General features: G+C 61.9%; 21 protein-coding genes. 4 read left to right on the forward strand and 17 right to left on the reverse strand.

Annotation, left to right across the window (positions count from 1 at the left end; translation table 11 throughout):
• Nucleotides 1-28 precede the first annotated feature (28 nt).
• From NKH33_RS11215 to NKH33_RS11245, 7 genes are all read right to left on the reverse strand, one after another.
• The gene (locus tag NKH33_RS11215) at nucleotides 29-361 is read right to left on the reverse strand and encodes a nitrile hydratase accessory protein (protein ID WP_352919605.1); all 333 of its coding nucleotides are present in this window, start codon (nucleotides 359-361) and stop codon (nucleotides 29-31) included.
• A gap of 19 nt (nucleotides 362-380) precedes the next feature.
• The gene (gene nthB, locus NKH33_RS11220; RefSeq protein ID WP_352919479.1) at nucleotides 381-1,040 is read right to left on the reverse strand and encodes a nitrile hydratase subunit beta; all 660 of its coding nucleotides are present in this window, start codon (nucleotides 1,038-1,040) and stop codon (nucleotides 381-383) included.
• Entirely contained in the window at nucleotides 1,037-1,642 is a 606-nt protein-coding gene (nthA, locus tag NKH33_RS11225; RefSeq protein ID WP_352501008.1) for a nitrile hydratase subunit alpha, read from the reverse strand. Before nthA ends, nthB begins: the two co-directional genes overlap by 4 nt.
• Before the next feature lie 56 nt (nucleotides 1,643-1,698).
• Nucleotides 1,699-4,854, reverse strand: a complete 3,156-nt coding sequence (locus tag NKH33_RS11230; RefSeq protein ID WP_352919482.1) for an efflux RND transporter permease subunit — start codon at nucleotides 4,852-4,854, stop codon at nucleotides 1,699-1,701.
• Nucleotides 4,851-6,098 carry an efflux RND transporter periplasmic adaptor subunit gene (locus NKH33_RS11235; protein WP_352919484.1) on the reverse strand — a complete coding sequence of 416 codons (1,248 nt, stop codon included), beginning with the start codon at nucleotides 6,096-6,098 and terminating at the stop codon, nucleotides 4,851-4,853. Before NKH33_RS11235 ends, NKH33_RS11230 begins: the two co-directional genes overlap by 4 nt.
• 168 nt (nucleotides 6,099-6,266) lie before the next feature.
• A complete protein-coding gene (locus tag NKH33_RS11240) occupies nucleotides 6,267-6,863 on the reverse strand; it encodes a LysE family translocator (RefSeq protein WP_352589601.1) in 597 nt (198 codons plus the stop codon).
• A gap of 131 nt (nucleotides 6,864-6,994) precedes the next feature.
• Nucleotides 6,995-7,951 (reverse strand): acyl-CoA desaturase, encoded by a 957-nt coding sequence (locus NKH33_RS11245; protein ID WP_352471632.1) that lies wholly within the window; start codon nucleotides 7,949-7,951, stop codon nucleotides 6,995-6,997.
• A 186-nt stretch (nucleotides 7,952-8,137) separates the two neighbouring features.
• On the opposite strand from NKH33_RS11245, the gene NKH33_RS11250 reads away from it, so the two are divergent.
• Nucleotides 8,138-8,542, forward strand: a complete 405-nt coding sequence (locus NKH33_RS11250; RefSeq protein ID WP_352570428.1) for a metalloregulator ArsR/SmtB family transcription factor — start codon at nucleotides 8,138-8,140, stop codon at nucleotides 8,540-8,542.
• Here NKH33_RS11250 and NKH33_RS11255 read toward each other — a convergent pair.
• The 7 genes from NKH33_RS11255 to NKH33_RS11285 form a co-directional block, all read right to left on the reverse strand.
• Nucleotides 8,539-9,225, reverse strand: a complete 687-nt coding sequence (locus NKH33_RS11255; RefSeq protein WP_352471630.1) for an SEL1-like repeat protein — start codon at nucleotides 9,223-9,225, stop codon at nucleotides 8,539-8,541. The two genes, NKH33_RS11250 and NKH33_RS11255, sit on opposite strands and share 4 nt — an antisense overlap.
• A 2-nt stretch (nucleotides 9,226-9,227) precedes the next feature.
• Entirely contained in the window at nucleotides 9,228-9,800 is a 573-nt protein-coding gene (gene ilvN / locus NKH33_RS11260) for an acetolactate synthase small subunit (protein ID WP_023676680.1), read from the reverse strand.
• Nucleotides 9,801-9,866: 66 nt separating this feature from the next.
• Entirely contained in the window at nucleotides 9,867-11,618 is a 1,752-nt protein-coding gene (locus tag NKH33_RS11265) for an acetolactate synthase 3 large subunit (protein ID WP_352471629.1), read from the reverse strand.
• A 352-nt stretch (nucleotides 11,619-11,970) separates the two neighbouring features.
• Nucleotides 11,971-13,131 carry a PcfJ domain-containing protein gene (locus NKH33_RS11270; protein ID WP_352919489.1) on the reverse strand — a complete coding sequence of 387 codons (1,161 nt, stop codon included), beginning with the start codon at nucleotides 13,129-13,131 and terminating at the stop codon, nucleotides 11,971-11,973.
• Between the two features lie 219 nt (nucleotides 13,132-13,350).
• Nucleotides 13,351-13,878 carry a GNAT family N-acetyltransferase gene (locus NKH33_RS11275; protein ID WP_352471627.1) on the reverse strand — a complete coding sequence of 176 codons (528 nt, stop codon included), beginning with the start codon at nucleotides 13,876-13,878 and terminating at the stop codon, nucleotides 13,351-13,353.
• 22 nt (nucleotides 13,879-13,900) lie between these two features.
• Nucleotides 13,901-14,212 (reverse strand): hypothetical protein, encoded by a 312-nt coding sequence (locus NKH33_RS11280; protein ID WP_352471626.1) that lies wholly within the window; start codon nucleotides 14,210-14,212, stop codon nucleotides 13,901-13,903.
• Between the two features lies 1 nt (nucleotide 14,213).
• Nucleotides 14,214-14,780, reverse strand: coding sequence for a helix-turn-helix domain-containing protein (locus tag NKH33_RS11285; RefSeq protein WP_352768935.1), 567 nt, complete (start codon nucleotides 14,778-14,780; stop codon nucleotides 14,214-14,216).
• 151 nt (nucleotides 14,781-14,931) lie between these two features.
• Between NKH33_RS11285 and NKH33_RS11290 the strand changes: the two genes are divergently transcribed.
• Complete coding sequence (locus NKH33_RS11290) at nucleotides 14,932-16,758, forward strand: ATP-binding protein (RefSeq protein WP_352820447.1); 1,827 nt, start codon at nucleotides 14,932-14,934, stop codon at nucleotides 16,756-16,758.
• Nucleotides 16,759-16,794: 36 nt separating this feature from the next.
• On the opposite strand, the gene NKH33_RS11295 is transcribed toward NKH33_RS11290, so the two are convergent.
• From NKH33_RS11295 to miaA, 3 genes are all read right to left on the reverse strand, one after another.
• Nucleotides 16,795-17,181 carry an ester cyclase gene (locus tag NKH33_RS11295; protein ID WP_352539569.1) on the reverse strand — a complete coding sequence of 129 codons (387 nt, stop codon included), beginning with the start codon at nucleotides 17,179-17,181 and terminating at the stop codon, nucleotides 16,795-16,797.
• Nucleotides 17,182-17,312: 131 nt separating this feature from the next.
• On the reverse strand, nucleotides 17,313-18,107 hold the full coding sequence (locus NKH33_RS11300; RefSeq protein WP_352501016.1) for a GGDEF domain-containing protein: 795 nt from the start codon (nucleotides 18,105-18,107) through the stop codon (nucleotides 17,313-17,315).
• 104 nt (nucleotides 18,108-18,211) lie between these two features.
• Nucleotides 18,212-19,180 (reverse strand): tRNA (adenosine(37)-N6)-dimethylallyltransferase MiaA, encoded by a 969-nt coding sequence (gene miaA, locus NKH33_RS11305; protein WP_352820466.1) that lies wholly within the window; start codon nucleotides 19,178-19,180, stop codon nucleotides 18,212-18,214.
• On the opposite strand from miaA, the gene serB reads away from it, so the two are divergent.
• Together serB and NKH33_RS11315 are read left to right on the forward strand one after the other, a co-directional pair.
• The gene (serB, locus tag NKH33_RS11310) at nucleotides 19,170-20,057 is read left to right on the forward strand and encodes a phosphoserine phosphatase SerB (protein WP_352820445.1); all 888 of its coding nucleotides are present in this window, start codon (nucleotides 19,170-19,172) and stop codon (nucleotides 20,055-20,057) included. The genes miaA and serB overlap by 11 nt on opposite strands.
• Nucleotides 20,054-20,626, forward strand: a complete 573-nt coding sequence (locus tag NKH33_RS11315) for a GNAT family N-acetyltransferase (RefSeq protein WP_352831160.1) — start codon at nucleotides 20,054-20,056, stop codon at nucleotides 20,624-20,626. The genes serB and NKH33_RS11315 overlap by 4 nt, the downstream gene beginning before the upstream one ends.
• Nucleotides 20,627-20,645: the final 19 nt, after the last annotated feature.

A 20,645-nucleotide genomic window follows, 5' to 3' on the forward strand; every position in this document is an offset into this window, starting at 1 on the left:
AAAGAGAACAAGGCCGGGCGGCCGCAGCTTACCCGGCCCGCTGTGGATCGTTCTCCAGCTGGATCGGCTTGCCATGCGGCGTTGCGTGCGCGGCGCGTTCCCAGGCAGCGGCGAGCGCATCGACGTCGCGCTTTCCGGAAACGCCCTTGGCCAAAAGCAGCTTTTCCAGCGCTGCCAGCCAGTGCTCGTAGTAATCGTGACCGTCGCGCGCGGCGCCCGGCCGCTTCACCTCTGCCGACAAAGCATCCGCCCATTCGCTCCACGAAAACAGCCCGTTGTCGTGCAGTGCTACCGTCATGGCAAAGGCCTCTGCTTGCCACGGCTCGGCAAACACAGGCGCCTCGACACCGGCGGGCAGCATGGCGGCAACTGAGCCCGTCTCACGCCGGCTCAAGGTAGCTCTCCCAGGCGTCGATCGACACGAGAAGTGTCGGATCGGCGCCCTCGCCCCAGATTTCGCCGCCGGTGAAGGCCACCGTATAGACCCATTGCGGGTTTTCGCCCTGGCCGTGCGCATTGGTGTCGGGAAAGACAAAGCCGTCGCGCACAGCCTCGACGACGCCTCGCTTGCCGCGTGCATAGCGCGGCAGTCTGGTGTGGCCGGTCGGATGAAAGTTCTTGGTTCGCACGGGGTCGCCCGCCTTGAACCGCGCAGGCGCGGCGACAGGCCGATCGCAGTGCCCGCCCTTGGCCAGCACCGCCGGAACGTCCTTAGCCTTCAGCACCCGTTTGGGTGTCGCTGCCGGGTCGACTGCGTCGCCCGTAGTCAGGTCCCCGTCGCTGACGAAACCATGGCGTTTGAGCAGCACCTCCAGCGCCTTGATCCATATCTGGTAGTAGCTGGAGGCATAATAATCCGCTGGATGCAGCGATTCCCGCGCGTGCCGGCTCTCGTCGATGGTCCAGGCGCCCATGGCGCCGGCGCACAACGTCACGCCCAGCGCCCGCCTTTCCCAATCGGCATGGAAATAGGGTTCGTCAGGTTCGGGCGCGACCGGCCCGAAACCCATCTGGCCGCCGAGATCCTGCGGCCCGTTCATGCCGGTTCCCGCACCAACGCCGTGCCGATCATGGCATCGCGCGTCACCAGATCGGCGAGCCTTGCCTCATCCCAGCCCTCCGTACCCCGGGGGCGCATCGGCACCACCAGATAGCGCAGCTCGGCGGTCGAATCCCACACCCGGATTGTCGTCCTCGCCGGCAAGGTCAGACCGAATTCCTCGAGCACGCCGCGCGGATCGATCACTGCGCGCGAACGGTAGGGCGGCGCCTTGTACCAGACCGGCGGCAGGCCGAGCACCGACCACGGATAGCAGGAGCATAGCGTGCAGACGACGAGGTTGTGCGTGTCGGCCGTGTTGAACACCGCCTGCATGTGCTCGCCTTGCCGGCCGGTGTAGCCGAGCGATTCGATTGCCGCCGTCGCATCACGCTTCAGCCATGCGGCAAACCCGGGATCAACCCAAGCCTTCGCCACCACCTTTGCGCCGTTGCGCGGCCCGATCTTAGTCTCATAGGTGTCGACGATAACATCGATCGCCGCCGGATCGATCAGGCCTTTGCGGGTGAGAATCGTCTCCAGCGCGCGCACCCGCGCCGCAAAGGGATCAAGCTCGTTGTCGTGGTCGTGATTGTGCGGCATGGCGTCAAATTACGATCGCGGACCTCCGGCCGCAAGCACCACGGCTTGGGCCAGCGCTATTCGGCTGCCGCCTTTTGCGGCACCGGTTCTTCCTCCTCGTCGAACAGTGACGGCTGGTCGACCGCTTCGACCGGGCTCGGCTCGCCCCGGCGCCGCGCCCACAGCCTGACCAGCCAGCCGGAAAAATGCTCCATGTAGACGTAAATGACGGGTGTGACGAACAGCGTTAGTGCCTGCGAGGCGACAAGACCGCCGACCACCGCCACGCCGAGAGGCTGGCGCAATTCCGCGCTGGCGCCGGTGCCGAGCGCGATCGGGATGGTACCCATCAGCGCGGCAAGCGTGGTCATCATGATCGGCCGAAAGCGCATCAGGCAGGCCTTGTGGATGGATTCGACGGGCGACATCCCCTCGCGCCTGAGTTCCAGCGCCACGTCGATCATCATGATGCCGTTCTTCTTGACGATGCCGATCAGCATCAGGATGCCGATCACCGCGATCACCGACAGATCCATCCCCGCCAGCCGCAGTGCCACCAGCGCGCCGAGCACCGCCGATGGAAGCCCGGTCAGGATGGTGAGCGGGTGGATGAAGCTCTCATAGAGCATGCCGAGAACGATATAGATGGTCAGAATCGCGCCGCCGATCAGCAGCCCCTGGTTGGAAAGCGAATCCTGGAACGTCTTGGCCGTGCCCGAGAAGGCGGTCGAGATCGTCGGCGGCATGCCGATCTTGTCCTTCAGCGCGTTGATGTGGCTCACGCTGTCGCCGAGGGCCACGCCTTGCGGCAGATTGTAGGAGATGGTCACTGCCGGAAGTTGGCCGAGCTGGTTGACGGTCAAAGCACCGGCGGTCCGATCGACGCGGGCGAACGCACCGAGCGGCACTAGGCTGCCGCTCGCCGTTCTCACCTTGATGGCCAGCATCCGCTCGGGCGACCACTCGATCTTCGGATCGAGCTCCATGATCACGTCGTAGCTGTCGGCCGAACCGAAGATGGTCGACACCTGCTGGGTGCCGAAACCGCCGTAGAGACTGGAGCGCAGCGTGTCGGTATCGACGCCGAGGTTCGCCGCCTTGTCGCGGTCGATCACCAGCGTCGCCTGTAGCGCGTTGTTCTGCAGGTCATTGGTGACGTCGGTGAAGGCGGCATGATCGGCAGCCATCGCGTCCGTCAGCCTCTGCGCCCAGACGTTCGTCAGGCCGGTATCGAGGCCCTGAACGGCAAGCTGGTAGGCACTCGCCGAAGAACGCGCGCCGAGCCGCAGGTTCTGCACCGGCTGCATGTAGGTTTCGATGCCGGGCACATTGGCCAGCTGGCGCCGCAGGTCCGTAAGCACCTTGTCGATGTTCGGTCGGTGGTCCTTGTCTTTCAGCTGCACAAACAGCTGGCCCTGGTTGAGCGCATTGTTTCCACTGCCCGCCGACCAGCCGACATGCGCGACGTAGGGCGAATGGGTGAAGACATCCGCCACTTGCCCCTGCAGCTTCACCATCGCGTCAAACGAAATGTCCTGGCGCGCGATGGTCGTCACCGAGACCTGGCCGATATCCTCCTGCGGGAAGAAGCCTTTCGGCGAAATCTGGATCAGCCACACCGACAGCCCGGCGGTCACGAGGAAGACAAGGAAGACAAGGAAATTGTGGCGCAGGCAGAATGTCAGCAGCCTTTCATAGCCCCGCATGAAGACGTTTTGTCTATGGCCTTCGTGCGCTGCTTTCTGCTCGGCTTTCGATAATGACAACAGCCGCGAGCACAGCATCGGCGTCAGCGTCAGCGAGACGAACATCGACGCCAGGATGGCGACCGTCACCACCACCGCGAATTCGTTGAAGATGCGCCCGATCACGCCGCCCATCAAAAGCACCGGAATGAACACGGCGACCAGCGAGATCGAGATCGAGATGATGGTGAAGCCGATTTCGCGGGCGCCCTTGAGCGACGCCTCGAGGGCAGAGAGCCCGTCCTCCTCCATGTGGCGGAAAATGTTTTCGAGCATGACGATTGCATCGTCGACGACAAGACCGACCGCCAGCGTCAGCCCCATCAATGAGACGTTGTCGATGGAAAAGCCGAACAGGTACATCACGCCCAGCGTGGCGATGAGCGAAATCGGCACCGCCACGGCCGGGATCACCGTCGCCGTTACCCGGCGCAGGAACAGGAAGATCACCATCACCACCAGCGCGATGGTGAGCAGCAGCGTGAACTGCACGTCGTCGACCGCCTCGCGGATCGACGTCGAGCGGTCGTTGAGCAACTGGATGCTCGCCGCCGCCGGCATCTGATCGTCGAAGGAAGGCAGCATCGCCTTGACGCGGTCGACGACGTCGACGGTATTGGCATCCGGCTGGCGCTGCACCGCCATAATGATGGCGCGGGTGCCGTCATACCAGCTTGCCGTCGTCGTGGTCTCGACCGAATCGATGACGCGGGTCACCTCGCCGAGCCGCACCGGATGGCCGTTCTTGGTGGCGATGATGATGTTGGAGAATCCCGCCGCATCGGTCAGCTGCGTGTTCGCGGTGATCGTCAGCTGCTGTTTGTTGTTCTTGAGCACGCCGAGCGGCGTGTTGCTGTTGGCCGAGGCAATGGCCGTCTGCAGCTGGTCGATCGAGATGCCGCGTGCGGCGAGCGCCGTAGGATCGATCTGGACGCGTACGGCATATTTCTGCTGGCCGTAGATCGAAACCTGCGCAACGCCGTCGATCGTCGACAGCGACGGCGAAATCACATTCTCGGCAAACGCGTCGAGATCGGTCAGCGGAATTGTGTCGCTGACCAGCGACATCAGCAGGATCGGCGCGTCGGCTGGATTGACCTTGCGGTAGCTCGGCGGGCTGGTCATCTCCGGCGGCAATTGTCGTTGCGTGCGTGCGATCGCTGCCTGCACGTCGGCGGCGGCTGCATCGATGTCGCGGTTGAGCACGAACTGAATGGCGATCGAGGTCGAGCCGAGCGAGTTGGTCGTCGAGATCGAATCGATGCCTGCGATAGTGGCAAACTGCTTGATCAGAGGCGTTGCCACCGAGGTCGCCATGGTTTCCGGCGAAGCCCCGGGCAGCGAGGCCGAGACGTTGACAACCGGAAATTCGGCGCTTGGCAGCGCCGCGACCGGCAGGAATTTGTAAGCAAATAGTCCGCCCAGAACCAGGGCGAACGACATGAGCAGCGTGGCGACGGGCCTGCGGATGCAGAATTCGGAAATCATGGCTGTGTTCCGCCCGTCCGGTCAGCCTCGGCAACCTTCGGAGCCGCCTGATCGCCGGTGCCGGTCGAAGCCTTGCCTTCGCGCACCGCCGCGCCGTTCTTCAGTTTGGTCTGACCCTCGACGACGACACGCTCGCCGCTTTTCAATCCTTGGCTGATCGCGGTGTTGGTGCCTTCTGTCAGCGCGACCTGCACGGGCCGCATTTCAACGGTGTTGTCCGGCTTGATCACATAGACGAACGGGCCCTTCTGGCTGGGCTGGACGGCGACCGTCGGAACGGACGTCATTTGTGGCATGATGCCGGCATCGAGCACGACGTTGACATATTGGCCCGGCCATAGCGAAAGATCGGCGTTGGGCACACTGGCCCGCGTTGCGATCGTGCCCGACGCCGTGTCTACGCTGGAATCGACGAAATCCAGCGTTCCCTTGCCGATCGGCTTCGGGTCGCCGTCCTTGGTCAGCGTCACCGCACCTTGCTGCGGCGCTGCCAGCGCCTTGTGCAGCAAGGCAAGATCGCTTTCGGGGAGATTGAAGTTCACCTGCAGCGGGTCGACCTGCGTGATCGTCACCAGTGGAGTCGACGTGCTGCTGCCGTTGCTGGTGGTGACGAGATCGCCGACGGCGACGTTGACTGCGCCAAGCCTGCCGGAGATCGGCGCCCTGATCGTGGCGAAGCCAAGCTGGATTTGGTCTGCATCGATCGTTGCCTTGTCGGCGTCGACGGTGGCCGCGGCGGATTTCTGCGCCGCGACGGCCTGATCGTAGGTCTGCTGTGTTCCGGCCTGCTTGGCGACGAGATTTTTGGCGCGCTGAAGATCGGCCGTGGCGCTGGCAAGCAGCGCCTGGTCTTTCGCGAGCGTCGCCTGATCGCGTGCCAGTTGTGCCTTCAACGAGCGATCGTCCAGCGAGAACAGAACGTCGCCGGCCTTCACCATTTGTCCGTCCTTGACCGCGATTGCGACGATCTGACTCGATATCCGCGCGTTGATGCTGACCACGGCAGGAGAGGACACAAAGCCGATGGCATAGCGCCGGACCGGGAAATCGGCCGTCGCAGCGGTGGCGGCAACCACTGAAGTCGTACGCGCGGCATTTGCCGCTGCAGTGGGCTTGTCCGCTGTCGCCGTCTGCTTCGCCGACAGCATCTGCTGAAGACCGCTCATTGCGCTGGGCGAAAGATAGAGCCACGCCGCGGCAACGCAGGCTGCAGCGATCACCGCTAATACGATCTTTCCGCGCATCGACAAAAGACCTCTCGATCCGACACGCCGCTATCCGGTGGCCGTAGTCTAGCTCAACTCGCAGCCTCTTGCCGCGCTTTTGCCAGATAATAGAGGATGCCGAAGGCGAAAAAGGGCCAAAACCCGTCATTACGAAGATTTAATGTGCAGTGCACAATAGAACGGCAGCTAACGCAGCATCGGCCACAGCGTCGCCGCAAGCATCACACCCATGGCGATGTTGAACCATTTGAGCCGCACCGCATCCGCCAGAAAGCCGCGCAGCGCCATGCCGAAACCGGCCCAGGTCGAAATGCTCGGCAGCATGACGACGGCGAAAGCGGCTGCGATCAGCACCACCGACACAAACGGGCGTTCCGGATTGGTATAGACGGCCATGGCTGTAATCGCCATCACCCAGGCCTTGGGATTAACCCACTGGAATGCCGCAGCCTCGATGAAGCGCATTGGCTGGCCCTTCGCCTCGCCTTCGCCGCCGAGCGAGCGCGACATGGCGATCTTCCAGGCGAGATAAAGCAGGTAGAGGCCGCCAGCGATCTTCAACCCGGTATGCAGCACCGGAAAGGCCGTCAACACGGCGCCAAGCCCGAAGCCTACGGCAAGCAACAGCACGAGGAAGCCGAAGCCGATGCCGAGCATGTGTGGCACGGTTTTGACCAAGCCGAAATTCACGCCCGAGGCCAAAAGCATGAAATTGTTGGGACCCGGTGTGATCGAGGTCACGAAGGCATAAACCAGCAGAGCAAGGAATGCATCGAAGGTCATGGAGGATCGCAAAGATCAATAATATTGAAATACTGACTTAAATCGATGAGGTGCTGAGTGCAAATGCAATTCGTTGGTCCACGCGCGCCCAGCGTTCTTTCATATCTTAGGCCAATATCCGCTGAGAACATCTATCTGCGGTAGGGCTGCACCGACCATAGATCTGAATCCGGGGCAGTTTCGCGCTGACGGCGCACGCGTCGCAGCCCTTTGCGTCTCGGCGTATTCTCCGGAATCTTGACGCTGTGCGCCAGACCCAGGATCGCCAGAACCTGAATGAATAGCCAGCCGAGATCGATCTGTCCGTGTTCCAAACCAAGCCGTGCAGACTCGGGAAACGCGTGATGGTTGCCGTGGAAACTCTCGCCGAACGTTACCAGCCCGAAACGCGGCAAATTGTATCCTTGCACGGCAACGTCGTCGACGCGCCATCCTTGCTCCCCATCTCGGTGCGCAAAATGCCCAACCAACCAATGCCCGGCAAGCGACACTGAAACGCGCACCGCGATTCCCCATACCACCCAATCCCAGCCGCCAAACGCGAAAAAGAGGATCGCCCAGGGCAGTTGTTGCAGCATCCAGGTGCGTTCGACGAACTTGTAGAACGGGTCATTCCTAATCGAGGGTTCGATGATGAAGGTGGGTGGATTGCGCAAAGCGACCGCGCAATGCATCTGCCAGAAGGCATCGGTGAAAAATGGCCGACGATGGGCATGGAGATCGTGACATGCGGTCTGGCGCTGAGCCCAGTCACGAATATCGTGAGCATAGATCATCCCAAAAGGACCGGCCATGCCGACGAGCACGCCAAGGTAGACCAGCGCATGCTCGACCCAGATATGAACCTTGAACGACCGGTGGATGAGCAGACGGTGCATCCCCACCGAGTGTCCGGCGCAGATTGTCGCCGCCGTTGTCGCAACGAATAAGGCGAAGGCACTCCAGCTAAATGTCATCGGTCCCAACACAATGGCGGCGATCGTCATCGCCCCGACCCAGATCGACTTTGCCGGCACCCACACGACTTTGCCGTCTTCGGCGTCACTGTCCTGTTGGGAAATCATTCTGCCCGTGGATATGGTTTTCATCGGTACCCCTCCTCCTGCATGAACATTTCCGGACCACAGCCTTGCCTTCTGGCGCGTCGTCCGTTACTTAGGCAGTAAGCTAATCGTCTACTACTGCGAATTAGGTATTTAGGCAATAGTCTAAATGAAAATAAGAAAAGCGGACCGAGGCGCAGCCAACGCCTCGGCATCACAAGGTGGCAGACAGTGATCGAAGATGCAGAGCACGCAGCGGATGCCGAAACGGCTGCTCACGCAAATGGCGCGATACAGCGCGTGTTTGAAGCGCTATCTTCAGCGCCCCGGCGCAAGATCCTCGCCTATCTTGCGCACTCTTCCCTAACGGCGGGCGAGATCGCGGCGCGCTTCGAGATGTCGAAGCCGTCGATCTCGCAGCATTTGAGCATTCTGGAGACGGCCGGGCTCATCGCCAAGGAGCGGCACGGACAGTTCATCCACTATTCTCTGGTCCAGAACAATCTTGTGAACACGCTGAATGGATTTGTTCAGGATGTCTGCCCGGTATCGCGCCCTATCAAGAGAGAAAGCAAAGAACTTGGTCGAGGCGAGGCAGCGCAAAGATCGCACTTGCGCAAATCTGAAAAGCCCTAGCGGCTTTGCATCGTTTTCATGAGCGCCTTGGCGTATCGGCAGGCGTCAAATTCCACAGCGATCTCGCAAGACTTTTTGTAAGCGGCCATCGCCTCGGCTTCGTCCGCAGAGACGCCTTCACCATGCTGAAGGGCGCCGCCATACATGGTGCAACCCCAGGCATCGCCCTCATTGCAGCTCAGCTTGAATGTGCGATAAGGGCAAGATTCGTTTGCACTACCGGCGGCAAGCAGTTTGTTTAGCCCAAGCCGACCCAAAAGAATTCCCGCGCCGCGATTTGTGCAGCCGCCGATACTGCCAGTTGCGCAGGCCTGGGCGAACATCTCCTCGGTCCATTGCTTGTCTTCTGGCGAGTGCTCCTGGATGACCCTGGCCGTCTCGAAACAGGCTTCGCCCCTGCGTCCGTCGAAACACCGCCTGGCACAGGCCAAGACGTCTTTCTCACAACCTTGGTAATCTATTCCCGGCGTGGAAAAGAGCGCGTCATCGACGCCCGACGCCCTGCGCCAAATATCGGCCGGGCATTGTTGGAAATAATAGCTCGGTGTGCCCCTGCGGTCGATTTCTTCAAACAATTTCGGCAGCACTGACTTGTCGAATACCGGCTCCTGGCTGGCCGCCGCCGTCGTGACCGCAAGAACGATTGCGCCGGCGCCTGCTCGAATTGCCGCCGCGAGCATCATGATCACATCCCTTGCGGGCCGCGGTTCATCGCCGCCACCCCGGTACGGCAGATCTCGACCAGCCCGAGCGGTTTCATGATGGCGATGAACTGATCGAGCTTGGAGCCCTTGCCGGTGATCTCGAAGATGAAATGCTCGGTGTTGGCATCGATGACGCTGGCGCGGAATGCATCGGCGAGCCGGAGCGCCTCGACGCGGGCTTCGCCGGTGCCGGCGACCTTGACCAGCGCGAGTTCCCGCTCCAATGGCCGCTCCTGTCCGAATTCCTGCGACCGCACGGTGAGATCGACGACGCGGTGCACCGGCACGATGCGCTCGAGCTGGTGCTTGATCTGCTCCAGCACGTGCGGCGTGCCGCGCGTCACGATGGTGATGCGCGACAGGTGCTTTTCGTGCTCGGTTTCCGAGACCGTCAGGCTCTCGATGTTGTAGCCACGTCCCGAAAACAGGCCGATGACCCGCGCAAGCACGCCCGGCTCGTTGTCGACCAGGACCGAAAGCGTGTGGTTCTCTGGTTTTTCCGTCTCCTTGGCGATGAAATAGGCGGAGCCGGTCGGTTGCAACTGTGCGTTCATGACATGAATCTCGATTTCAAACTTTTGCGCTAATCTGCTGTTTTCGCACAGCTTCCTTGAACCAGACTACACCAGTTCCCTACCCTTGGCGTCGATCGCGTTGGCGACAGCTTCGTCCGTCGCCTCGTCCGGCAACAGCATCTCGTTATGCGCCTTGCCGGACGGGATCATCGGGAAGCAGTTGGCGAGCGTCGCCACGCGGCAGTCGAACAGGACGGGCTTCTTGACCGCGATCATCTCCTTGATGGCATCATCGAGTTCGTCCGGCTTGTCGCAGCGAATGCCGTGGCCGCCATAGGCTTCGGCGAGCTTGACGAAATCCGGCATCGCCTCGGTGTAGGAGTGCGACAGCCGGTTGCCGTGTAGCAGCTGCTGCCACTGCCGCACCATGCCCATATACTGGTTGTTGAGGATGAAGATCTTGATCGGCGCCTCGTGCTGCACCGCCGCGCTCATTTCCTGCATCGTCATCTGCACCGAGGCGTCGCCGGCGATATCGATGACCAGCGCATCCGGGTGCGCGATCTGCACGCCGAGTGCCGCCGGCAGGCCGTAGCCCATCGTGCCCAGTCCGCCAGAGGTCATCCAGCGGTTCGGCTTCTCGAAATGATAGTGCTGCGCCGCCCACATCTGATGCTGGCCGACCTCGGTGGTGATGTAGGTGTCGAGGTCCTTGGTCAGCGCATAGAGCCGCTGGACGGCGTATTGCGGCATGATCACCTCGTGGTTCATCTTGTAGGCGAGCGAATCGCGCGCGCGCCATTTGGCAATCTGCTCCCACCACGGGTGAAGCGCTTTCTTGTCGGCCTTGGCGGTTGCCCGCCACAGCCGCACCAGATCCTCCAGCACACGCCCGACATCGCCGATGATCGGCACGTCGGTGTGGACGTTCTTGTTGATCGACGACGGGTCGATGTCGATGTGGATCTTCTTCGAATTCGGCGAAAACGCCGTCAGCCGCCCGGTGATGCGGTCGTCGAAGCGCGCGCCGATGCAGAGCATGACGTCGCAATCGTGCATCGCCATGTTCGCTTCATACGTGCCGTGCATGCCGAGCATGCCCATCCAGTTCTTGCCCGACGCCGGATAGGCGCCGAGGCCCATCAGCGTCGAGGTGATGGGAAAGCCGGTGAGGTCGACCAGCTCGCGCAGCAGATGGCTCGCCTCCGGGCCGGAATTGATGACGCCGCCGCCCGAATAGATGATCGGCTTTCGGGCAGCCCCCATCAGCTCGACCGCCGCCTTGATCTTTTCCAGATCGCCCTGGACCTTCGGTTGGTAGCTGGTGCGCGGCGCCGTCTGCGGCGGGACATAGATACCCCTGGCGAACTGCACGTCCTTCGGGATGTCGACGACGACCGGACCGGGGCGCCCTGTCGTTGCCACATGGAAGGCCTCGTGGATCGTTGCCGCGAGCTCGTTGACGTCCTTCACCAGCCAGTTGTGCTTGGTGCAGGGCCGCGTGATGCCGACCGTGTCGCACTCCTGGAACGCATCCGAGCCGATCAGCGAAGTCGGCACCTGGCCGGTCAGGCAGACCAGCGGGATCGAGTCCATCAGCGCGTCCTGCAATGGCGTCACCGCATTGGTGGCGCCCGGCCCTGAGGTCACCAGCATGACGCCGGCCTTGCCAGTCGAGCGCGCATAGCCTTCCGCCGCGTGGCCCGCGCCCTGCTCGTGGCGGACGAGGATGTGCTCGACCTCGTCCTGCTGGAAGATTTCATCGTAGATTGGCAGAACCGCGCCGCCCGGATAGCCGAAAACATGCTTGACGCCATTGTCCTTCAGCGCCTGCACCACCATTTCGGCACCCGTCATTTCGCTCCTTGGCATTTCAGTTCTTGGCATTTCGCGCCGCTCATTCTGTCCACTGCTCATCGTTCTGGTCCCGTACTGTTCGCCATCTGGCGATTGCTCGTCGTTTAGTCGTGTTTCGGGCAATAAAAAAGGCCCCCGAGGGAGCCTGTGTCTTGCGCATGGGAGGTCACCGCCCGGCGGTTACACCGCCTTGCCCACGCGCTTTCCTACGAGAATGAGTGCCTTTTTCATGGTGGCGGACAATAGAATTGGTTTGACGCCGCTGTCAACGGCGAATGTGCACTTGGCCCGACGTCGGCACATCCGCCCATTATGCACCCGCGCCGCCTTTCCGCCGCGCGGGTGTTCCGTTTCAGGCGCAGAGCACCACACCCCTCGCCTTGGCCCAGCGCTCGATGATCTTGCGCTCCTCGAGCGAGGCGAGACGATTGCCGAAACCGCGCACCTGCACCGCACGGTTTTGCGGGTCGAGTTCGATCGTCAGCAACCGCTCGATCTTGCCCAGCGCCGAGCGCCGCAGCACCCAGATCGAGGCATTGCCGGCGATGCATTTGGCCGCGTATATCGAGACGCAATGATGCATCGCCCGGCTCTCGGCGACCAGATCCTCGGCTGTCTTCAACTGACGGACGAAGAAACGCTCGCCATGCGCCTTTGCCTCCTTGGTCGACGGCTGCCAGTCCCAGTCGTCCAGGCACGAGCCGTCCCAGGCGCGACCCTGCGACTGCGTCCCGGCAGTACGCGTGGTCCGCCCGGCAGCGCGGCGGCGCATTGCCTCGATGCGTTCGATCGCGGCAATGTCTCGATGCCATTCCAGCATCTGCCGACGCAGCGAGGCAAGCGTGCGACCCTTCAGGCTGTACGCCGCATCGCGCTGGTGCACGGCGCCGATATAGTCGCAAAGATCGTCGATCTCCTCCTTCGACGCGGGTTGCCCGCAGAAGAACCGTGTCACGTCGCGCCAGAAGGCCAGATCGTTACGTGGCGTGCGCGCGATTTTCGACTTGGCAAGTCGGGCCGCCAACCCGGAATCATCCGTGTAGGACCGGGCGATCACCACCCAAAATGCCTCGTCGAACGTGAAATCGCCGGGCAAGTTCAAGAAGCAATGCACCTCCTTGCGAGACAGCCACGCACAGGCGCCCGCCTTGTAAAGCGAGTCACCACGCGCCACTGCGGTATACCAAGCCTTGCGAAGCGCAATCTCGCCGGCATTCAACCCCGAGCTGTCCAGCCAGATCCCCTCGAGCGCGGCTGTAACCGGGTAGCGCGCATAGAGATGGCGCGCCGCGGCCAGCCGCAGCCGCGCGGGGTCGCGCGTCTTCAGCTTTGGACGCCACAGCGCGCCGTCGCGGATCGCCATGCCGGCAAAGCCCCGACGTGCCTCGTCGAGCGCCCGCTCGAAATCCGGAGCGGGACGCGGGACAGGAAAAACCCGCCGCAGCGTTACGGCATATGCTTCAATGCGTTCGCGCTCGGCATCCTGCCTGCGCTGGATCATGGACTTTGCCATGGCCGTTCTTCCTGATTGGAACCCTGTCAGCCGCACGCAATTCCAGCGTCGGCACGGAATGTGTCGATCTGGATCGCCGGGTCATTGACAGGTCTCCTTTCAGGACGACGGATCAGAATGGGCGGCTTCTCTAAGCTCGCCGCCAATTTGACGCAAGAGCTATTCTTTCCACGCCCGCGATGGTCTGACGGGTGTTGCAAAGGTGCATCGTTGTCGCCATCAGCGTGTCCGGCCGACGCGTTTCCAGTAGATGAGGGTGCCTGTGAGCCCGCCATGCGGCTTCAGCGCATAATCCGGTATTTCGCCGGCCAGCGTGAAGCCGAGCTTTTCATAGAGCCCGGAAGCCCCCTCCTCTTTTGCCGTGTCGAGGACCAACAGCGTGCGGCCTTTCTCCACAGCAACGGCTTCCGCCGCCTCCATCAGGCGGGTTGCGATGCCCTTGCCGCGGTAATCGAGGCGGATCATCAGCTTGGCGATCTCGGCCCGGTGCGGCTGGTTGGGAGGGCAGTCGAGCAGCAAGGTGATGGTGCCGACCAGAGCCTCGCCGTTCCAGGCCCCAAGCACCGCCCTTTCGCCTCTGGCGGCCGCCTGAAGCGACTTGTTCCAGAAGGCCGCGGCCATCTCCGGCACCAACGGATGCATGAAGCTGACCGAGCCGCCGGCAGCGACTGTCCCGATCAGCAGTTCCGTCAGCATTTTTTGCGTTCCGTCAGCATTGCTGAGTGGCCTGATTTCGATCGAACTCATGTCGTTCCCCTGTCGCCGTCCGTCAGTCGAAACGACTGGTCCGCTTCCGCTTCCTGGCCCGCCGGATTTCCGCGATGCGATCGGCGTCTTCCTCTTGCAGATGTCGCCCGCGTTCCAGCAGTTCGAGCGTGTATTCCTCATAGGTCAGGCCCAGCCGCTCGGCCTTGTGCAGCCGCATCAGCATGATCTCGCGGCTCGGCACTTTCCATGCCTGGGCATGGGCGGTCTGCCAGGCAAGAAACACATAGGGGTCGCCCTTGCCCCAGGGCGGACCGTCATAGTCGTCGAGCGGCGGACCGCCATTGTCGCAGCGTTTTGGACGGCGCGCCTTCACCTCAGCTCCTGGCCAACGCAACCAGATAGTCGGCGGCGTCCGGCCCCGGAGCGTGAAAGACGCAATCGGATGGCGCGCCGAGCGCCAGGCAGTCGCCCGGTTCGAGCCGGTGAACGATGTCTCCCTCTGTGAATTCCAGCCGCCCGGAGATCAGCCATATCTGTTGCCTGATGAAGGCATAAGACGCCGCCGGGAAACTTACCTTGGCGCCGGCCGGCAACTGGATCCGGATCAGTTCGAGGGGCATGTCCGAAACCGGCGAAAGATGCCGCCGCACATATCCCGTAGCCGGATCGCGCCAGAGCGGCTGGTCACGTTCGCGAAGCAGGCCACCGCCCTGCAATTCCGCCCTTGCGATCAATGTGGACAGCGTCATGCCGAAGGCGGCCGCAATACGCACAAGGAGTGCCGCCGTCGGGCTGGTCATGCCGCGTTCTACCGTGCTCAGCATGGCTTTCGAAACATCGGACCGCTCCGCCAGTTCTGCCAAGGACCAGCCTCGAGCCACTCTTTCGGTATGTATTCTTCTGCCGATGGTCGAGGAGATGTCGTTCGCTATATCATCCATTAATCCAATATATCGAAATTCTTCTACAGAGCAACGGCCGTTTCATCCAGTTTTCGCAAACTCCTTAATGTCCGCTAAACCATCCGGCCTCATCCCACCTTAACCCCGTTCGCCTAGGCTCATCGCTTGGGAAAAGGGGACCGGCGTATCCATGCTCGTTGAACGCGAAGCCTCCATTGGGGAACCGACTTTGCTGGAGCGCCGCAGGGCGGAGCAGAACGACAAGCGCATTCTGGGCAATGTCGTACAATGCGACGGCGCGCGCGCCACCATCAGCGCCTATGCCGACGATATCGAAGGCACGGTCACCGGCCTGTGGAGCGTCGGCAAGATGATCTCGATCAATCTCGGTACATCACGAACCGTCGGCCTGGTCTATGAAATCGGCAAGTCGGATCGTGCGTGGAGCAGCGAGGGCCAGAATCCGATCGAGGTCAGCATCGAATTGATCGGCGAGGTGCGCGACGGGGCCGAACCCGGCGCGAAGCCGATCTTCGACCGTGGCATCACAACCTACCCGCATATCGGCGCCATTGCCCATCGTATCCGCAGCCGCGACCTGCAGGCCGTCTACGATCTCGCAGGTCGTCATTCGATCACCATCGGCACGCTGTCGCAGGACGAGGCGATCGACGCCAATATCGCCATCGACGATACGCTGGCGCGGCATTTCGCCATTGTCGGCACCACCGGGGTCGGCAAATCGACCGCCGTGTCGCTGCTCTTGCGCAAGTCGATCGCCGCCCGGCCCGACCTGCGCGTGCTCATCCTCGATCCACACAACGAGTTCGCCGCGTCGTTGCCCGAATATTGCGTCAGGGTCGATTCGACGACGCTCGACCTGCCCTTCTGGATGTTCAAGCTAGAGGAATTTGCCGAGGTGCTGTTTCGCGGCCGCGAGACGGTCCCGGAAGAGGTCGACGCCTTGCGCGATCTCATCCCCGCGGCCAAGAACCTCTACCGCAATCCGAACTCCGGCAACTATCTACGGCGCAGCACCGATGCGCTGACCGCAGACGCGCCGGTGCCCTATCGCATTGCCGACCTCATCAAGCTGGTCGACGAGCGCATGGGGCTGCTGGAAAGCAAGAACGATCGCCCGACCCTCAGGTCACTGAAGACACGTATCGAATCGGCGGCATCCGATCCGCGCTACCGTTTCATGTTCAACTCGCGCCTGATCGAGGACACCATCCACGAGACGATCGGCAACATCTTCCGCGTGCCGCATCACGGCCGCCCGGTGACCTGCTTCGAAATGGCCGGCATGCCGTCCGAGGTGGTCAATTCCGTTTGCTCGGTCCTGGCGCGGCTGGCCTTCGACCTGGCGTTGTGGAGCGAAGGCCGCCTGCGGCTGCTCTTCCTGTGCGAGGAAGCGCATCGCTATATGCCGGCCGATCCGCGCCTCGGTTTCGCGCCGACGCGGCACGCGCTGTCGCGCATCGCCAAGGAAGGCCGCAAATATGGCTGTTATCTCGGCGTCGTCACCCAGCGCCCGGGCGAACTCGACCCGACCATCCTGTCGCAGTGCTCGACGTTCTTTGCCATGCGGCTCGCCAACGAGCAGGACCAGGCGATCATCCGCTCGGCGATCGCCGATTCCTCGGCTTCGACGCTCGCGTTCCTGTCTTCCATGGGCCAGCGCGAGGCTATCGCCTTCGGGGAAGGCGTGGCGACGACGATGCGGATGAAGTTCGAAAAGCTCTCCGAGGATTTGATCCCCGGCACCGCCAGACGCGAGAATGCCTTGCCGTCCGAAACCGGCGACGAGGTCGACCTCGTGGCAATCGTCGAACGGCTGCGCAACGTGCCGAAATCACAACAGGCAATGCCTTTCGCGGAAGTCGTCGATCCGGGCCGGCAGGCCGGCGATTCGGACTATCGCAAGCCGTCGGCCGCACGCACCCAGCGAAACGACGATTTCGACTTGCGCTACGGCCTCAAGCCGGCGACCTTCGGCCTGCGTCCCCCAGAATGATTGAGCCGAGCGACTTTTAGGCAGCGCTCGCAGATATCAAAGCTGAGTTTCGATGGCTGTCTTGTCTATAACTGACCACACCTGGCGAATTTTCCCTCTCTGAAGCTCATAAAATACGTTCTCGGCAAACGAAATTCTCTTCCCGCTTACATCGAGCCCAAGGAACGTTCCCCTTGGCGCGCAGTCGAAGCTTAGCCGGCTCGCTACATAAGGCGGATCGGCAACCAATAGCTGAATGTTGAAATAAAGGTCCGGAATTTCGTCGAAGTCTCTCACCAACATTTCGAGATAGCCGGACAATCCGAGCTTGCGACCGTTGTGGGTCACTTCATCATGAACAAACCTCCCCAGATTTGGCCAATCCTGCTTGTTCAGGCATGCAATATAGCCTCGGTAAAGACCGGAGAGATCGGATTTAGTCACGGCAACACCTCTATTTCCGGCAAGCCCCGCAAAGGCAGCATCTCAGCTTGACGGGGTGATGTCGGTCTGCGTGCACCGGAAACGAAGAAAACGATACCAGACGGCCGGAATCACGAATTCAATGACGGAATTCAGGCACAGACGCGGTTGCGCCCTTGCCTCTTCGCCTCATAGAGCTGGCGATCGGCGCGGCGATAGAACTCCTCGGCGGTTTCCTTGCGATCCCAGACGGCAAGCCCGACGCTGGTGGTGATTTTCAGTCGGACATTGCCCGTCAGCACCGACATGTTGGCGATCGCCTTGCGGATGCGCTCGGCGAATTTGGATAGCAGCTCGGCGTCCATATTGGGCGTGACCACCGCGAACTCCTCGCCGCCCAGGCGCGCCACCACGTCGTGATAGCGTGTCATGTCCTTGAGACAGTTGGCGACCGCCCGCAACACCTCGTCGCCGACATCGTGGCCGTGGCTGTCGTTGACCTGCTTGAAATGGTCGAGGTCGAGGATCATCAGCCCTACTGGTTTCTCGATGCGGCGGAACTCTTCGAGATATTCCTTCAGCGCATCGTCGAAATAACGCCGGTTCTGCATGCCGGTGAGGCTGTCGGTGAGCGCCGCATGCTCCAGCGTCTCCGAACGCGCGCTGAGCGAAACGGTCATGGCGCGCAGCTTGCCTTCTTCCGTCGCCTGCTTTCGGATCAGCGGGTAGATGAAGAAAATGCCGAAGAACAGCGCAGTCGCCAACAGCACGCCCGTCGCAAACAGCAGCTTGTTGAGATAGACGATTTCATCGAGTTTTGAAGGCGTATTGCTAATGTCGGCGGCCAGGGTTTGCAGGAGCCCATAGGCGTAAAGCGTCACCAGGCCGGCGGCCAGGATCACAAAAATAAAGACGAAAAAGGCTGATTCCGCCTTGTGGAAACGCATCTGCTCCCCGTTGGAAAGTTCGTAGCGATCTTATGGCATGCGGGAACTTACGGACAGTTAACCTGGACAACTTCAACGCGAAATGTCCCCTCGGTGTCGACTTTTCAGGTTGCGCTCGAAGGAGGGAGTGAGAGCATCGAGTCGATCCCCCCATCAGGACGCAATCTCTGCCATTCCGGGCCCAATTGGTGCCTGAACCAGGTCGCCTGCCGTTTGGCATATTGCCGCGTCGCGATTTTCGCGCGCTCGATGGCCTCGGGAAAACTGAAGGCGCCGGCCAGCGCGGCCTGAAGCTCGCGAACACCGATTGCTTTCATCGCCGGCAGGTCGGGATCGAGGCCGAGCGCTGAAAGCTGTTTCACCTCGTCCAGTGCCCCCTCATCCAGCATGCGGTCGAAGCGGGCATCGATCCGCTCCACCAGAGCCGCTCGCTCCGGCTCGATGACGAAAAAACGCGCGCTGCTCCCGTCGATCAACGGCCGGCCACGCGCGGCCTGCCAGTCCAGGATGGAACGGCCCGACGCGTCGAGCACCTCCAGCGCCCGCACGATGCGCTGGCCATCCGTCGGCTTCAGCATCATGCCGGCCGCAGAATCCTCGCGCAACAGGATGCGGTGCAATCTCACTGCGCCCTGTTCCTGGAGCTCGTAGCGCCAGCGGTCGCGGATCGACTTCGGAATGTCGGGCATCTCCGAGATACCTTCCGTGAGCGCCCGGAAATAAAGCCCGGTTCCGCCGACGAAAATCACTGGCCGCTCCGAAAGCGTGCCGTCGTCGATCAGCTTTATGACATCACGCAACCAGGCGCCGGTTGAATAGGCGGTGGACGGATCGACGTGTCCATAAAGAAAGTGGGGGACGCGGGCGAGTTCGGCAGGACCAGGCCGCGCCGTCAGCACGTCGAGCACCGAATAGCCTTGCATGGAATCGGTGTTGACGATGACACCGCCATTGCGCTCGGCGAGGTCGAGTGCGAGCGCCGACTTGCCGCTGGCGGTCGGCCCGGCTATCAGGATCGCGTTCTTCAGGCGGCCGCCGCCCGCCCGTCCGCTGGAATTTTCGATGCCGCTGATCGCCACGCTTCTATCCCATCCCGCCGGCCGCGCATTGACGCCGACGCTAGCGAATATGGCCTCGCGGTCGGTCGGCGCAAGCGCTGTTCGCTGGCTGGCCGAAGGCATCGCCTGCGAGCTCGACTTGCCGGAGACCGCCGACGCTTCCGAAATAACGGCGCGCCTGCGTGCCGCGCTGGCTTCCGAACCGATCGACGTGGCCGTCCAGCCGGCCGAGAACAGGCGCAAGAAGATCCTGATCGCCGACATGGATTCGACGATGATCGACCAGGAATGCATCGACGAGCTTGCCGACGAGATCGGCGTCAAGGATCGCGTCGCCGCCATCACGGCGCGATCGATGAACGGCGAGATCGCATTCGAGCCGGCCTTGCGCGAGCGCGTGGCGCTGCTCAAGGGTCTCGATGCCGCAATCATCGACCGCATCATCGACAATCGCCTGACGCTAGCCTCCGGCGGCCGCACGCTCGTCCAGACAATGGCGGCCAATGGCGCCTGGACGGCCCTGATCTCCGGTGGTTTCGACATCTTCACCACCCGCATCGCAGCATTGCTCGGCTTTCACGAAAATCGCGCCAACCGCCTGATCGAGCAGGATCGCCGCTTCACCGGCCTGGTCGCCGAACCGATCCTCGGCCGCGCCGCCAAGGCCGAAGCCCTTATCGAGATTTCCGCCGGCCTCGGCCTGACGCCTGCCGATGCCATTGCCGTCGGTGACGGCGCCAACGATCTCGACATGATCCGTCTTGCCGGGATCGGCGTCGCCTTGCATGCCAAGCCGGCCGTGGCAGCCGAGGCAAAGATCCGTATCGACCACGGCGACCTCACCGCCTTGCTTTATCTGCAGGGTTATCGCCGGAAGGAATTTGTCGAATGACGCCGATCCGCACCGAGCGCCTGATCCTGCGCAACTGGGGAGATCGTGACCGCGAGCTCTTCCATCGCATCAATTCCGACGAGTTGGTCATGGAATTCTTTCCGTTTCGCCGCGACCGCGCCCAGGCTGACGCCAAGATGGAGGAGTTGCGCGCGGCTATCGATCGCGACGGCTTCGGCTTCGCGGCCGCTGAGATCGCAGCCACAGGTGAATGCATCGGCTTCGTCGGCATAACCGGAACCGATCATTTGCCATTCCTGCCGCGCGGCACGATCGAGATCGGCTGGCGGCTGGCACCCGAATTCTGGGGCCGCGGCTATGTCACCGAAGCAGCCGAAGCCTGGCTCACCTATGGCTTTGAAAGACTTGGCCTCGACGAAATCGTGTCCTTCGCAGTCAAGGATAACAGCCGGTCCACTGGCGTCATGGAGCGCCTGGGCATGATCGCCGACCCCGCCTCCGATTTCGACCATCCCGGTGTTCCGGACAGCCACACCGCACTCAGGCGACATGTCTTCTACAGGCTGTCACGCACAGACTGGCAGGCAAGAAAAAAAGCGGCCCGCTAGCCGCGCTTTTCCTTTTAAC

This window comes from Mesorhizobium sp. M1182 (genome assembly GCF_040318335.1).
In the GTDB taxonomy this organism is placed as follows: domain Bacteria; phylum Pseudomonadota; class Alphaproteobacteria; order Rhizobiales; family Rhizobiaceae; genus Mesorhizobium.

What these genes read in the sequence shown, in the direction of transcription:
- NKH33_RS11215 (WP_352919605.1), bottom strand. Translation starts at nt 361, where the DNA reads ATGCTGCCCGCCGGTGTCGAGGCGCCTGTGTTTGCCGAGCCGTGGCAA.
- nthB (WP_352919479.1), bottom strand. Translation starts at nt 1,040, where the DNA reads ATGAACGGGCCGCAGGATCTCGGCGGCCAGATGGGTTTCGGGCCGGTC.
- nthA (WP_352501008.1), bottom strand. Translation starts at nt 1,642, where the DNA reads ATGCCGCACAATCACGACCACGACAACGAGCTTGATCCCTTTGCGGCG.
- NKH33_RS11230 (WP_352919482.1), bottom strand. Translation starts at nt 4,854, where the DNA reads ATGATTTCCGAATTCTGCATCCGCAGGCCCGTCGCCACGCTGCTCATG.
- NKH33_RS11235 (WP_352919484.1), bottom strand. Translation starts at nt 6,098, where the DNA reads ATGCGCGGAAAGATCGTATTAGCGGTGATCGCTGCAGCCTGCGTTGCC.
- NKH33_RS11240 (WP_352589601.1), bottom strand. Translation starts at nt 6,863, where the DNA reads ATGACCTTCGATGCATTCCTTGCTCTGCTGGTTTATGCCTTCGTGACC.
- NKH33_RS11245 (WP_352471632.1), bottom strand. Translation starts at nt 7,951, where the DNA reads ATGAAAACCATATCCACGGGCAGAATGATTTCCCAACAGGACAGTGAC.
- NKH33_RS11255 (WP_352471630.1), bottom strand. Translation starts at nt 9,225, where the DNA reads ATGATGCTCGCGGCGGCAATTCGAGCAGGCGCCGGCGCAATCGTTCTT.
- ilvN (WP_023676680.1), bottom strand. Translation starts at nt 9,800, where the DNA reads ATGAACGCACAGTTGCAACCGACCGGCTCCGCCTATTTCATCGCCAAG.
- NKH33_RS11265 (WP_352471629.1), bottom strand. Translation starts at nt 11,618, where the DNA reads ATGACGGGTGCCGAAATGGTGGTGCAGGCGCTGAAGGACAATGGCGTC.
- NKH33_RS11270 (WP_352919489.1), bottom strand. Translation starts at nt 13,131, where the DNA reads ATGGCAAAGTCCATGATCCAGCGCAGGCAGGATGCCGAGCGCGAACGC.
- NKH33_RS11275 (WP_352471627.1), bottom strand. Translation starts at nt 13,878, where the DNA reads ATGAGTTCGATCGAAATCAGGCCACTCAGCAATGCTGACGGAACGCAA.
- NKH33_RS11285 (WP_352768935.1), bottom strand. Translation starts at nt 14,780, where the DNA reads ATGGATGATATAGCGAACGACATCTCCTCGACCATCGGCAGAAGAATA.
- NKH33_RS11290 (WP_352820447.1), top strand. Translation starts at nt 14,932, where the DNA reads ATGCTCGTTGAACGCGAAGCCTCCATTGGGGAACCGACTTTGCTGGAG.
- NKH33_RS11300 (WP_352501016.1), bottom strand. Translation starts at nt 18,107, where the DNA reads ATGCGTTTCCACAAGGCGGAATCAGCCTTTTTCGTCTTTATTTTTGTG.
- serB (WP_352820445.1), top strand. Translation starts at nt 19,170, where the DNA reads ATGCCGCTGATCGCCACGCTTCTATCCCATCCCGCCGGCCGCGCATTG.
- NKH33_RS11315 (WP_352831160.1), top strand. Translation starts at nt 20,054, where the DNA reads ATGACGCCGATCCGCACCGAGCGCCTGATCCTGCGCAACTGGGGAGAT.